Origin of the sequence: Pseudonocardia sp. TRM90224 (genome assembly GCF_021245725.1) — a bacterium.
Classification (GTDB): Bacteria; Actinomycetota; Actinomycetes; order Mycobacteriales; family Pseudonocardiaceae; genus Pseudonocardia.
The window spans coordinates 17,820-30,924 of the sequence record NZ_JAJGSX010000041.1; the positions used below are offsets into that span (position 1 = coordinate 17,820).

Annotated in this window: 12 protein-coding genes and 1 riboswitch; of the genes, 7 read left to right on the forward strand and 5 right to left on the reverse strand. The window is 71.0% G+C overall.

What is annotated here, in order from left to right:
• Nucleotides 1-99: 99 nt before the first annotated feature.
• The 5 genes from LL648_RS35645 to LL648_RS35665 all read left to right on the forward strand — a co-directional run bounded on the left by LL648_RS35645 (nt 100) and on the right by LL648_RS35665 (nt 7,552).
• Nucleotides 100-1,125 (forward strand): hypothetical protein, encoded by a 1,026-nt coding sequence (locus tag LL648_RS35645; protein ID WP_232667286.1) that lies wholly within the window; start codon nt 100-102, stop codon nt 1,123-1,125.
• Between the two features lie 123 nt (nt 1,126-1,248).
• Nucleotides 1,249-1,500: riboswitch (cobalamin riboswitch) on the forward strand.
• A 40-nt stretch (nt 1,501-1,540) separates the two neighbouring features.
• Entirely contained in the window at nt 1,541-4,510 is a 2,970-nt protein-coding gene (locus LL648_RS35650) for a ribonucleoside-diphosphate reductase subunit alpha (RefSeq protein ID WP_232667241.1), read from the forward strand.
• Nucleotides 4,507-5,580, forward strand: coding sequence for a ribonucleotide-diphosphate reductase subunit beta (locus LL648_RS35655; RefSeq protein ID WP_232667242.1), 1,074 nt, complete (start codon nt 4,507-4,509; stop codon nt 5,578-5,580). The genes LL648_RS35650 and LL648_RS35655 overlap by 4 nt, the downstream gene beginning before the upstream one ends.
• A gap of 224 nt (nt 5,581-5,804) precedes the next feature.
• On the forward strand, nt 5,805-6,449 hold the full coding sequence (locus LL648_RS35660; RefSeq protein ID WP_232667243.1) for a TetR/AcrR family transcriptional regulator: 645 nt from the start codon (nt 5,805-5,807) through the stop codon (nt 6,447-6,449).
• Nucleotides 6,446-7,552: an acyltransferase family protein gene (locus tag LL648_RS35665; RefSeq protein ID WP_232667244.1), complete on the forward strand. Its 1,107-nt coding sequence runs from the start codon at nt 6,446-6,448 to the stop codon at nt 7,550-7,552. The genes LL648_RS35660 and LL648_RS35665 overlap by 4 nt, the downstream gene beginning before the upstream one ends.
• Nucleotides 7,553-7,656: 104 nt before the next feature.
• Here the strand turns inward: LL648_RS35665 and LL648_RS35670 are convergent, their stop codons facing one another.
• The gene (locus LL648_RS35670) at nt 7,657-8,412 is read right to left on the reverse strand and encodes an amidohydrolase family protein (protein ID WP_232667245.1); all 756 of its coding nucleotides are present in this window, start codon (nt 8,410-8,412) and stop codon (nt 7,657-7,659) included.
• On the reverse strand, nt 8,409-9,137 hold the full coding sequence (locus LL648_RS35675) for an amidohydrolase family protein (RefSeq protein WP_232667246.1): 729 nt from the start codon (nt 9,135-9,137) through the stop codon (nt 8,409-8,411). The genes LL648_RS35670 and LL648_RS35675 overlap by 4 nt, the downstream gene beginning before the upstream one ends.
• Before the next feature lie 67 nt (nt 9,138-9,204).
• Between LL648_RS35675 and LL648_RS35680 the strand changes: the two genes are divergently transcribed.
• Nucleotides 9,205-9,537: an ArsR/SmtB family transcription factor gene (locus LL648_RS35680; RefSeq protein ID WP_232667247.1), complete on the forward strand. Its 333-nt coding sequence runs from the start codon at nt 9,205-9,207 to the stop codon at nt 9,535-9,537.
• The gene (locus LL648_RS35685) at nt 9,534-9,980 is read left to right on the forward strand and encodes an SRPBCC family protein (protein WP_232667248.1); all 447 of its coding nucleotides are present in this window, start codon (nt 9,534-9,536) and stop codon (nt 9,978-9,980) included. Before LL648_RS35680 ends, LL648_RS35685 begins: the two co-directional genes overlap by 4 nt.
• A gap of 91 nt (nt 9,981-10,071) precedes the next feature.
• On the opposite strand, the gene LL648_RS35690 is transcribed toward LL648_RS35685, so the two are convergent.
• The 3 genes from LL648_RS35690 to LL648_RS35700 are packed head-to-tail and all read right to left on the reverse strand — an operon-like array spanning nt 10,072 to nt 13,093.
• Entirely contained in the window at nt 10,072-11,064 is a 993-nt protein-coding gene (locus LL648_RS35690) for a lactonase family protein (RefSeq protein WP_232667249.1), read from the reverse strand.
• Nucleotides 11,065-11,078: 14 nt separating this feature from the next.
• Entirely contained in the window at nt 11,079-11,882 is an 804-nt protein-coding gene (locus LL648_RS35695) for an amidohydrolase family protein (RefSeq protein ID WP_232667250.1), read from the reverse strand.
• A complete protein-coding gene (locus LL648_RS35700; protein WP_232667251.1) occupies nt 11,882-13,093 on the reverse strand; it encodes an MFS transporter in 1,212 nt (403 codons plus the stop codon). The genes LL648_RS35695 and LL648_RS35700 overlap by 1 nt, the downstream gene beginning before the upstream one ends.
• Between the last annotated feature and the right edge of the window lie 12 nt (nt 13,094-13,105).

Below are 13,105 nucleotides of genomic sequence, written 5' to 3' on the forward strand. Positions count from 1 at the left end.
ACGGAACACGATGTTCGTCCATTCGTGTTCGCTGTTAGGTTGAGCGCCATGTCGGCAGCGTGCGGCAGGAGTCCCGGCCGGCGGCCGACGGCGGGCCCGGTGATCATCCCTGCGATCACCCCTGCGATCGTCAGGTTCACGGCGATCGCCGTGGCAGGCGCACTGCTGCTCGCCGCCTGCGGCTCCGCACCGCCGATGCCCCCGCCGCCCCCGCCGCCGGTCGGCCCACCGGCACCATCGCTGCAGCTGGGGCCGCCCCCGACCTCCGCCCCGTCGACCGGGCACCTGCCGATCCCGCGCACCCGGGTCGCGATCAAGCCGCCCGACGGGATGGTCGTCGACGAGACCCTGCCCGGCCTGGCCCGCACCGACGTCGCGACGACCGTGCGGGTGATCGAGACCGCCCGCGATCCCAACGAACCGGCCCCGAAGGTGGTGGAGCAGGTCGCCGGCGGGTACCGCTCGGAGGCGCAGGCCAACCTCGCCGACCTGAAGGTCGCCAGCATCCGCGAGGTGCAGGTGGCGGGCTTCCCGGCGGTCGCCGTCGAGGCGACGCAGGCGGTGCAGGAGGGCATTCTCGGGCGCGCGATGGTCTCGATCGTGAGCAACGACTCGATCGTCCTGCTCGACGGCACGATCGCGCCGGGCGACCCGCTCACCCCCGCCGCGCTGCTCACCTCGCTCCTCGATGCGCGCTGGCTCGACGTCGCGGCCGCCGGCAGCCTCGGCTTCGACCTGACACCGGCCGCCGGCTTCAAGCGCCTGCCGAGCAGCACGACGATCGCCGTGTCGCTCGACGGCTCGACGGCGCCCGGTGCGCCACTGCTCGTCGCGAGCGCGCCCAACATCCAGGCGCCGATCGCGGCCGCCGATCGGAAGATCTTCGCCGAGCAGCAGCTGGAGTCGCTCACCGGCGAGAAGGCCTACGACTCCGCCACGCCGATCGAGGTGTCCGGGCTCACCGGTTGGGAGATGCTCGACCGCGGCCCGGGGCTGTCGGTGTACCTCGTCGTGCTGTTCGCGGGCGACTGGTCGCTCGTGCTGGCCGGGAGCTTCGACTCCAAGGTCCATCCCGACCAGGTGCCGGCGTTCCAGACGATGGCACGCTCCGTCGTCCTGCGCTGATCAGATCGGTTCCCGAGGCGCTCCCCGGCGTCACAGTCGGGTTGTTCCGTCACGCTCCGAAACCGATTCGGAACGAGACGCGCCGCACATGTAGGGGCTCCGCGGATTGTCGGACACAAGATGTAGTCTCCATGGCGCTGGAGGTTCACGCCCCGCAAGGAGCGTGACGCAAGAGGGAACCCGGTGCGAACCCGGGACTGCCCCGCAGCGGTAAGCGGGAACGAACGCCGTGACCGCCCTCGACGGAGGGTCGGTGGAAGCACTGGGCAGCCAGCCTGGGAAGCGACGGCCAGTAGGTCCGACGGGCACCGGTCCGATCACCCGGGGCCCGTCCCGCCCGCGAGTCCGAACACCTGCCCCGGCCCACGCGCCACCGGCGCGCGGCACTGGCCGTCGAGCTCGCGAGGAGAGAGCCTTGACCCGAACACTGGGTACGCCCATCCCTGAAACAACCCGTGCCACCGAGAGCGCCGTGCGCGTGATCCGCCGCGACGGCGCCACGTCCGACTTCGACCCCACCAAGATCTCCGTGGCGATGACGAAGGCCTTCCTCGCCGTCGAGGGCGACGACGCGGCGAACTCCTCGCGCCTGCACCACCTCGTCGACGACCTGACGACGCAGGTGCGCGCCGCGCTGCTGCGCCACGCCGGGCCCGACGCGCCGCTGCACATCGAGCAGATCCAGGACCAGGTCGAGCTCGCGCTGATGCGCGGCGGCCACCACAAGGTCGCCCGCGACTACGTGCTCTACCGCGAGGAGCGCACCCGCGCCCGCGAGGAGGCCAAGCCGAAGCCGGCGGCCGGTGTCATCAGCGTCAAGGACGCCGACGGCACCCTGCGCCCGCTCGACTGGGAGCGTGTGACCCGCGTCGTCGGCGAGGCCGTCGACGGCGTCGAGGGCACGTCGGCCGAGCCGGTGCTCGCCGAGACCCGCCGCAACCTCTACGACGGGATCTCCGCCGACGAGCTCGCGCTCGCGCAGATCATGGCGGCGCGCACGCTCGTCGAGCAGGAGCCGGAGTACTCCTCCGTGAGCGCGCGGCTCCTGCTGGACAAGCTGCGCGGCGAGGCCCTGACCTACCTCGACGGGCGTCCCGTCCAGGCCAGCCAGGCCGAGATGGGCGTCCGCTACCCCGGGTACTTCCGCGACTACCTGCACCGCGCGATCGAGCTGGAGCGGGTCGACCCGCAGCTCGCGACGTTCGACCTCGACCGGATCACCGCGGCGCTGCACCCCGAGCGCGACCTCGACTTCGGCTTCCTCGGGCTGCAGACCTTGTACGACCGGTACTTCCTGCACCACGACGGCACCCGCTACGAGCTGCCGCAGGCGTTCTTCATGCGGGTCGCGATGGGGCTCGCGGTTCGCGAGAGCGAGCGTGAGGCGCGCGCGATCGAGTTCTACGAGCTGCTCTCGACGTTCCACTTCATGGCGTCCACACCGACGCTGTTCAACTCCGGCACCACCCGGCCGCAGCTCTCGTCGTGCTTCCTCACCACCGTCGACGACGACCTCGACTCGATCTTCCAGGCGTACAAGAACAACGCGCTGCTCGCGAAGTACTCCGGCGGGCTCGGCAACGACTGGACCCCCGTCCGCGGCCTCGGCGCCCACATCAAGGGCACCAACGGGCAGTCGCAGGGCGTCGTGCCGTTCCTCAAGATCGCCAGCGACACCGCCGTCGCGGTCAACCAGGGCGGCAAGCGCAAGGGCGCGGCGTGCGCGTACCTGGAGACGTGGCACATCGACGTCGAGGAGTTCCTCGACCTGCGCAAGAACACCGGCGACGACCGCCGCCGCACCCACGACATGAACACCGCGAACTGGGTGCCCGACGAGTTCCTCCGCCGGGTCGAGGCCGATGCGTCGTGGACGCTGTTCTCCCCCGACGAGACCCCTGACCTGCACGATCTCTACGGCACGGCGTTCGCCCGCCGCTACCGCGAGTACGAGGAGGCGGCCGACCGCGGCGAGATCACGGTCTTCCGCCGGGTCCGCGCGGTCGAGCTGTGGCGCCGCATGCTCACGATGCTGTTCGAGACCGGGCACCCGTGGATCACGTTCAAGGACCCGTGCAACCTGCGCTCGCCGCAGCAGCACGTCGGGGTGGTGCACTCGTCCAATCTGTGCACCGAGATCACGCTGAACACCAGCGCCGGCGAGTCCGCCGAGGTCGCGGTCTGCAACCTCGGCTCGGTCAACCTGCTCAAGCACGTCGGGCCTGCCGGCCTCGACACCGCGCTGCTGGAGCGGACCGTCCGCACCGCGGTCCGGATGCTCGACAACGTGATCGACATCAACTTCTACACGATCCCGGAGGCGCGCCGCTCCAACCTGCGCCACCGGCCGGTCGGGCTGGGGCTGATGGGCTTCCAGGACGCGCTGTTCGAGCTGGGCATCCCGATGGCGAGCGACGCCGCCGTCGAGTTCGCCGACCGCAGCATGGAGCACATCTCCTACTACGCCATCTCGGCCTCGGCCGACCTCGCGCAGGAACGCGGCGCGTACTCGACGTTCGAGGGCTCGCTGTGGAGCCAGGGCGTGCTGCCGATCGACTCGATGCGGCTGCTCGCCGATGCCCGCCAGGGCGACGCGCTCGACGTCGACATGTCCACGACGCTCGACTGGGAACCGCTGCGCCAGCGCGTGCGGACCGTCGGGATGCGCAACTCCAACGTGATGGCGATCGCGCCGACCGCGACGATCTCCAACATCTGCGGGGTCGGGCAGTCCATCGAGCCGCTCTTCCGCAACCTGTTCGTCAAGTCGAACATGTCGGGCGACTTCACCGTGATCAACCCCCACCTCGTGCGCAGCCTCAAGGACCGCGGGCTGTGGGACCAGGTGATGGTCTCCGACCTGAAGTACTTCGACGGCAGCCTCGGCTCGATCGACCGCGTGCCGGCCGACCTCAAGGCGCTGTACGCCACGGCGTTCGAGGTGGAGTCGAAGTGGCTGGTCGACGCGGCGTCGCGGCGGCAGAAGTGGATCGACCAGGCGCAGTCGCTCAACCTGTACATCTCGGCTCCGAGCGGCCGCAAGCTGGACGAGCTGTACCGGTACGCGTGGCACAAGGGGCTCAAGACCACCTACTACCTGCGTGCCCAGTCGGCCACGCACGTGGAGAAGAGCACCCTGCAGGGCACCGACGGCAAGCTCAACGCCGTCGCGGCCGCGGCTCCGGCGGCACCCGCTCCGGCTCCCACACCGGCACCGGTGGTGACGGCACCGTCGCCGGCCCCGTCCCCCGCGGCTGCCGTCCCGGCGGTGCCGCAGACGGCTCCGGCTGTTCCGCAGGAGCTCCCGGCAGTTGACGTCGACTTCACCGCTGTCGACGGCGCGGCCTGCCGGATCGACGACCCCGACTGCGAGGCCTGCCAGTGACGACTACCGAATCTCCCGACGCGACGGGGCTGGGCACGATCGACCGCGGCGCCGGCCGGATCGACGCCGACTCCAAGCGGATGATCAACGCCCGCGCGGACGTCAACCAGCTGCTGCCGATGAAGTACCGGTGGGCGTGGGACAAGTACCTCGCGGCCTGCAACAACCACTGGATGCCCACCGAGGTGTCCATGCAGGCCGACATCGCGCTCTGGAAGTCGCCGAACGGGCTCACCGACGACGAGCGCACGATGCTCAAGCGCAACCTCGGGTTCTTCGCAACCGCGGAGTCGCTGGTCGCGAACAACATCGTGCTCGCGGTGTACCGGCACATCACCAACCCCGAGTGCCGGCAGTACCTCCTTCGGCAGGCGTTCGAGGAGGCCGTGCACACCCACACGTTCCAGTACATCTGCGAGAGCCTCGGGCTCGTCGAGGGCGAGCTGTTCAACATGTACCGGGAGGTGCCCTCGATCACCGACAAGGACGCGTGGGCGCTGCGGTTCACCCAGAACCTGGAGAACCCCGACTTCGCGACCGGCACACCGGAGGCCGACCAGCACTTCCTGCGCGACCTGGTGGCGTTCTACGTCGTGTTCGAAGGCATGTGGTTCTACACCGGGTTCGCGCAGATCCTGTCGCTCGGGCGGCGCAACAAGATGGTCGGGATCGCCGAGCAGTACCAGTACATCCTGCGTGACGAGTCGATCCACCTGAACTTCGGCATCGACTGCATCAACCAGATCAAGATCGAGAATCCGCACCTGTGGACGCCGGAGTTCCAGGAGGAGGTGCGCGGCATGCTCCTGGAGGCGTGCGCGCTGGAGGTCGCCTACGCGCGCGACACCATGCCGCGCGGGGTGCTCGGGCTGTCGGCGGAGCTGTGCGAGCAGTACATGCACTTCATCACCGACCGCCGCGCCCAGCAGATCGGGCTGGCGCCGATCTTCGGCGAGCAGGAGAACCCGTTCCCCTGGATGTCGGAGGCCATGGACCTGCAGAAGGAGAAGAACTTCTTCGAGACGCGGGTGATCGAGTACCAGTCGGGCGGGGCGCTCGACTGGGACTAGACGGAGGTGCCACAACGGCCCGTCCGTCCACCTGGTGGACGGGCGGGCCGTCCGGTTTGAGCAGTCAGGTCGCGCACCCCAGAGGCGTCAGCAGTGCCAGGAAAGTGGCTTTCCTGGCGCCACAGGACAGGAAAGCCACTTTCCTGGCACCCCGACCGGCCCGGGTGGCCGGCGAATGCCGTTCGCCGTTGTGGCTGCCTGACCCCGCGTGCTACTTTCTGGCCGTGCGGCCAGAAATTCAGCCCGACGGCCAAAGACCTCGCTCGTTCATCGAGGAGGCCCGGCGGGCGCAGATCATCGAGGCGGCGGTGGAGGTCATCGCCGACGTCGGGTTCGCGGGTGCGTCGCTCGCGCTCATCGCGAAGCACGCGGGCATCAGCAAGGGCGTCATCTCCTATCACTTCGCCGGCAAGGACGAGCTGATGGAGAAGACGGTCGAGCACGTCTACGGCGACATCGGCACGAGCGTCCTCGCCGGCATGGAGGGCGCCGAGACGGGCACCGCGCTGGTCCGAGCGCACATCACCGGGGTGGCCGCGTACATGCGCGGGCACCGCACGCAGCTGATGGCGCTCGGCGAGATCTTCCGAAACCTCCGCAAGCCCGACGGCATGCCGCGCTTCGGGGTCGAGGCGAACGAGCCGGTGTTCATGTCCATCGAGGACATCTACCGGTTCGGGCAGCGCACCGGCGAGTTCCGCGACTTCGACCCGAGGGTGATGGCCGTGAGCCACTCCGCGGCCGTCGACGGGATGTTCGCCTACTGGTCGGCCCGCCCGGAACACGACCTCGAAGCACACGCCGCGCAGCTCGCGGAGGCGTTCGTCCGGGCCGCACGCGCCGAAACTTCCGAGGGGGGAACCACATGACCAGGCCAGAAGGCAAACAACCGGCGTCCGTCGAGATCGCAGCTCCACGGTTGTTCTACGTCGACAACCTGCGTGTTGCGCTCACCGTGCTCGTGGTGCTGCACCACGTCGCGGTGACCTACGGCAACATCCCGGTCTGGTACTACGTCGAGACCGCGCAGGACGAGTCGGGCCTGCTGCTCGACCTGCTCGTCGTCCTGAACCAGACGTTCTTCATGGGCTTCTTCTTCATGGTCTCCGGCTTCTTCGTGCCGGCCTCGTACGACCGCAAGGGCCAGGGCAGGTTCGTCAAGGACCGGCTGTTCCGGTTGGGCGTCCCGCTGCTGCTGTTCGCGCTCCTGATCCGCCCGCTGCTGACGATCCCCAGCGCGATCGAGTCGGGCCTGCCCTACTGGCAGTACTACATCGCGAGCTGGGACCCGGGGCCGCTGTGGTTCGTCGAGGTACTGCTGGTGTTCACGCTGGTCTACGCCGCCTTCCGGGGCCGTCGGCCGGCACCGGCGCCGATCACCGAGCCGAAGGCGCCCGGCCTGCTCGCGATCGCCGGGTTCGTCCTCGTGCTCGCCGCGGTCACGTACGCGTGGCGGTTCGTCTTCCCGTCGGGCACGTACATCCCCTACCTGGGCCTGCCGAGCGTCAGCTACATGCCCCAGTACGTCGGCTTGTTCGCCGTGGGTGTCGTGGCCCATCGCAAGGGCTGGTTCGCCGCGCTGCCGCGGAAGGCCGCGCCGATCGCGCTGACCGTCGCGCCTGTCGCCACGGTCGTCCTCCTGCCGTTCTCCGGCATGCTCAGCGGCGACGTCTCCTCGCCGTTGATCCCGCTCTGGGAGGCGATCTTCGCCGTGTCGATGGCGATCGGGCTGACCGTGCTGTTCCGCGAGCGGTTCAACAAGCAGGGACGCCTCGGCCGGTTCCTCTCCCGGAACGCGTTCGCCGTGTACGTCCTGCACCCGATCGTGCTGGTCTCGATCAGCTACGCGTTGATCGGGCTGCACACCCTGGCCGCGGTGAAGTTCCTGGTCGTCGCCGTCATCGCGGTGCCGGCCTGCTGGGCGCTCGCCGCCGCCGTCCGCGCGATCCCCGGGGCCAAGCAGATCCTTTAGGGCAGATCCTTCAGGGCAGATCCTGCAAGGCCGCGAACTTCCCCACCGTTTTGGGCACTTGCGCGCGCAGGGGGTGCGCAGGTGCACAAAACGGTGGGGAACTTCTACGTGAGGTCGGCGGGCGTGGAAGTTGGCGCGGGCAGCAGGGCGTCCAGATTGGCGCCGAGCACGCCGGCGCGCGACGGGTCGTCGCCGGCCCACTCACGCACCCTGGCCAGCTCGGCGCCCGCCACGCGGTACGGGCTGTCGCTCGTGAACACCAGCCTGGCGTTCGCGAGGTCCGGGTCCGCGGCCACGGCGTCGAGGACGGCCGACGACGTGGTGTCGGCGCTCAGGTTCGGCGCGTGCCGCATTGCCGCCACGACGTCCGCCGGGTGCCGGGCCCCGCCCAGCAGGAACGGCACGTCCGGGTAGCGGGCGGCGAGCAGCGCGAGCGTGAGCGGCGCGGCCGCGACCCCGCCGCGGACGTACACCGGCCAGTCGCGGTCGTCGGCGAGCTCCAGCAGCGGGTCGAGCAGGCCGTCGTGCAGGTCGAAGCCCTGCAACTGCGGGTCGACGGCCAGCCCGACGGCGCCGAGCTCGGCCGCGCGGGCCAGCTCCACCAGCGCGTCCCTGCCCCGCCACGGGTTCGCCACGGCCCACGCCCGCAACCGCCCGGCGGACTCCCCGGCCGCCGTCGTCGTTGCGGTGTTGCCGGCCGGCTCGTCGAGCACCGTGCACCGCTCCCCCGGCGCGATGACGGCGTGCTCGATCCCGAGCTCGTCCATCGCCCCCAGGAGCGCCGCCGTCTCCAGCGACACCTCGCGGCCCGCACCGAGCCGGACGTGCGCGTCGATCACCTTCGGCATCATCGCGGTCATCCGGCACTCCCCCAGAGCAGCGCGCGCGGGTTGTGGACCAGCAGGTTCTCCCGCAGGCTGCTGTCGATCCCCCAGTCGTCGACGGCGGCGAGCGCGGCCGCCACCCCGGCGGAATCGGTCACCGGGAGTCCGGAGCCGACCACCACCCGCCCCGGCGCGGCCGCCTCGACGACGTGCCGCGCAGCGTAGGCGGGCAGGCCGTTGACGCAGAGGTGCACGTTGTCGGTCACGGCCGCCGCGGCGAGCGCCTCGCGCCACCCGTCGGGGCCGCCGCAGCACCCGAGCACGACCCGCAGCTGCGGGAAGCGGCGCGCCAGCTCGGCCACCTGGCCGGGCGAGGTGGCCGGGACGGCGTCGTGCACGAGCAGGATGCCGCCGCACTCGGCGAGCGTCTCGCACACCGCGCCCAGCATCGGGTCGTGCATCGTGGTCCCCTGCCGCGCCGGGTCGAGCCACAGCCCGGCGAGCCCCAGCTCGTTCACGGCCCAGCGGGTGTCGTCGACCGCGCCGGAGCCGCCCAGGTGAACGGTGCCGAGACCGACCATGCGCGACCGGTCCGTCATGACGAACGCCGCGAGCTCGTCGTTGCCCTTCTGGCCGTCGGTGCTCTTCGAGCTGTGCACGCTCTGCACCACGACGGCCTCGATGCCGGCGGCGTCCATGGCGGCGAGCAACTCGGACGCTTCCGGCAGCACACCGGAAGCGCGGGTATGGAAATCGATCACCCCGCCATTCTCCAACCGTCAACCGATCGGTTGACGATCCGGTCACTCTGCGTCTATTGTCAACCATGTGGTTAAGCAACTGGACGCCGTGTTCCATGCCCTCGCCGACCCCACGCGCCGGACGATGGTGCGGACGCTCGCCGGTGCCGACCGGACCGTCGGCGAGCTCGCCGCACCGCACCCGATCTCGCTCGCCGCCGCCTCGAAGCACATCAAGGTGCTGGAACGGGCCGGGATCGTGCAGCGCACGGTGCGGGGCCGCCAGCACGTCTGCCGGCTCGTAGCGGAACCGCTCGCGGCGGCCAGCGACCACCTGCGCTTCTACGAGCGCTTCTGGACCGGACGCCTCGACGCCCTCGAAGCGTTCGTCACCCCGGCACCCGAGGAGGACCCCGAATGAGCGAGACCAGCGCCGTCGTCCAGCACAGCATCACGGTCGCGAGGACGTTGCCGGCATCCCCGGAGACGCTCTACGCGGCATGGACCGTGCCCGACCGGATGCGCCAGTGGTTCGCGACGGTCGTCGAGGCCGACGTCCGCGTCGGCGGCCGGTACCGCATCGAGAACCACGAGGACGACGGGAACGTCTACGGCTTCACCGGCGAGTACCTGACACTCGAACCCCACGAGACGGTCGCCTTCACGTTCGTCAGCGCGCTGCAGACCCCGGACCACCGGATCAGCGACGAGAAGGTGACCGTGACCATCCGCGAGGTCGAGCCGGGCCGCACCGAGGTGTCGATCACCAACACCTGGACGGGGCCGGAGGAGACCGAGTCGGGCTACACCGCGCTGCGCGCCGGCTGGGACGAGTGGATCGCACGGCTGGAGAAGATCGTCTAACCGGTCCGCAAGGTGACCGGGAGGGCAGGAAAGCCACTTTCCTGCCCTGTGAGGGCCGGAAAGTGGCTTTGCTGCCCTTGCGCGCGGCCGGTCAGCGCGGGTCGGGCAGCACGCAGGCCGGGGCCGGGTGCGGGCGGCGGTCCAGCACCGTGCCGTGGCCGGTCGAGGGGTCGAGCCGCAGCAGCGTCAGCTCCGACGAGTTCTGGTTGGCGACCACCACGAGGTCGTCGAGCACCGCGAAGTGCCGCGGCCACGCCCCGCCCGTCGGGGTGTCGGCCAGGTGCGCCAGCACCGGAGCGCCGTCGTTGGACCCGACCGTGAACGTCGAGAGCACGTCGGCCCCGCGGACCGCGACGATCACACGTGAGCCGGTGGCCGTGATGTGCGAGGGGTAGTTGCGGCCGCCGTCGGGCGCGGGAGTCGCGGTGGCGGGGTGCTGCTCGACCGCGCGGTGCTTCCCGCCCTCCGCGACGAGCACGTGCACGGTGGAGTCGAGCTCACCGGCCACGACCACGCCGCCCGCGACCTCGACGAAGTGCCGCGGGCCGGTGCCCGGCGGCACGTCGGCGGCGATCCCGCCTTCGAGCAGCCGCAGCTCGTCGGTACCGAGGTCGACCACCCACCTGGCGCCGCCGACCGTGCCGACGAAGTGCGCGTGCGGGCCCTCCTGGCGCTCCGGGTCGGGCCCGGTGCCGCTGTGCGGGAACGTCCTGACCTCGCCGGTGAGACCACCGTCGGCGAGCAGCGGCAGCTCGGCCGCGACGCCGTCGTTGTAGTTGGCCACCAGCACCGCATCGGCGGTGGCCAGCAGGTGGCACGGCCCGGACCCGCCGGAGGGGACGGGCTCGCCGCGCGGGGTCAGCGTGGCGCCGTCGACCACGAACGCGCTGACCTGCCCCTGCCCGGTCTCGGAGACCGCGTAGAGCGTGTGGCCGGCGGGGTGCAGCGCGAGGAACGAGGGCGCGGCGACGGTCGCGGCGAGCTCGGCGTCGCCGAACGTCGCGCCGTCCACGTCGAGGTCGACCCGCCAGATGCCTTCGGGAGCGTCGCCGTCGGCGTAGCCGCCGATCCAGAGCCGAGTCACGGGCCGAGTCGTCGTCATGTCCATCCGTAGAGAAGTGCGGGGTTGGTGGCGAGGACGCGTTCGCGCACGTCGGGCTCGGGGAGCCAGCGCGCCAGCACCGACTCGTGGTCGGCGAGGGTCGGGCGGGGCCCCGGCGGCGCGACGTAGGGCCAGTCCGATCCCCACACTATCCGGTCCGGCGCCGTCTCGATGATCGTGGCCACGCGGTCGACCAGCGGCGCCGCCGCGTCGGCCTCCGCCGCCCCCGGCGAGAGCCGGTAGGCACCCGAGAGGCACACCCAGCTGGGCCCGGCGCGCAGCAGCTCCAGCAGCGTGGCCGTGCCGGAACCGCCGGGCGGCAGGTTGCCCAGATGATCGAGCAGGACCGGCGCCACCCCGCTCTCGACGGCCGCGCGGACGGCGGGGAGGTGCTCTTCGAGGTCGGTCCACACCTCGGCGTGCCAGCCGCGCTCGGCGAGCCGCGGCAGCCAGCGCGGCAGCTCGTCGATCGCCAGCCCGCCCCGCATTCGGTCCTGCACGCGGATCCCGCGCACGCCGGCGTCGTGCAGCTCGTCGAGCACGGTGTCGTCGACGGTCGATGGCAGCACCGCAACACCGCGCAGCCGGTCGGGGTGCGCGCGCAGCGCGGCGAGCAGCACGGTGTGGTCGCCGTGGTACGCGCTCGGGTTGACCAGCACGCCTCTGGCGAACCCGAGGTCGTCGAGGTGGGTCAGGTAGTCCGCGACGGGCGCGGCGAACGGCTGGTAGGCGACGTTCTCGAAAGGCGTGGGCGGCGCCTCCAGCACGTGCGCGTGCACGTCGACCGCGCCACCGATCATCAGGTGGCCTCCCCGGCCAGCACGGTTCCGCGGGTCTCGGGCAGCATCAGCGCCGCGGCGGCCATCACCAGGTAGGCGGCGCCGGCGAACAGCGCGATCGCGACGCCGATCGAGAGCGCGTCGGCGAGCACACCGACCAGCAGCGGGAACACCGCGCCGACCCCGCGCCCGAAGTTGTACGCGAAACCCTGGCCCGAGCCGCGCAGCTCCGTCGGGAACTGCTCGGTGAAGAACGCGCCCAGCCCGCCGAAGTACGCGGCGCTGAAGAAGCCGAGCGGGAAGCACAGGATCGTGAACAACGGTCCCGGCAGGTCGGCGATCGTGAACGGGATGACGATCACCACGGCGAGCACCGAGCACACGACGATCGCCCAGCGCCGCCCGAGCCGGTCCGACAGCCACGCCCCGGCCAGGTAGCCGCAGAACGCGCCGACGATCACCAGCGCGAGCGTGCCGCCGAGCGCGAAGATCCGCAGGCCGCGGGTGTCGGCGAGGAACCTCGGCAGCCACGTCGTCAGCGCGTAGTAGCCGCCCTGCGCGCCGACGCCGACCAGCGCGCACAGCAACGTCACCCGCAGCCGGGACGGCGCGAAGATCGCCAGGAACCTCGCCGGCGCGACCCGATCGGCCGCGTGGAAGACGGGCGGTTCCTGGACGTGCCGGCGGATGTAGAGGACGAGCAGCGCCGGCAGGACGCCGATGCAGAACAGCACGCGCCACGCCAGTTCGGGGGCGAACAGCTGGTCGGTGACGACGAACAGCAGCACCGCCATTCCCCACCCGATCGCCCATCCCGACTGGACGCTGCCGACGGCACGGCCGCGGAACTGCGCCCGCACCGTCTCGCCCATCAGCACGGCACCGGCGACCCACTCGCCGCCGAACCCGAAGCCCATCAGCGCCCGGAAGATCAGCAGCTGGGTCCAGTCCTGCGCGAGCCCGCAGAGGAACGTGAACACCGAGAACCAGATGACGGTCAGCATCAGCACCCTGACCCGGCCGATCCGGTCGGCCAGCGCGCCCGCGAGCCAGCCGCCGAGCGCCGAGCTGAGCAGGGTGGCCGTCGCGATCAGGCCGGCCTGGGTGTTGTCCGCGAGGAACCGGGTCGCGATCAGCACCGGGATCACGAGGCTGAAGATCTGGACGTCCATCGCGTCGACGGCCCAGCCGCCGAAGCAACCCCAGAACGTCCGGCGTTCCTTGCCCGTCATCGACCGGAACCA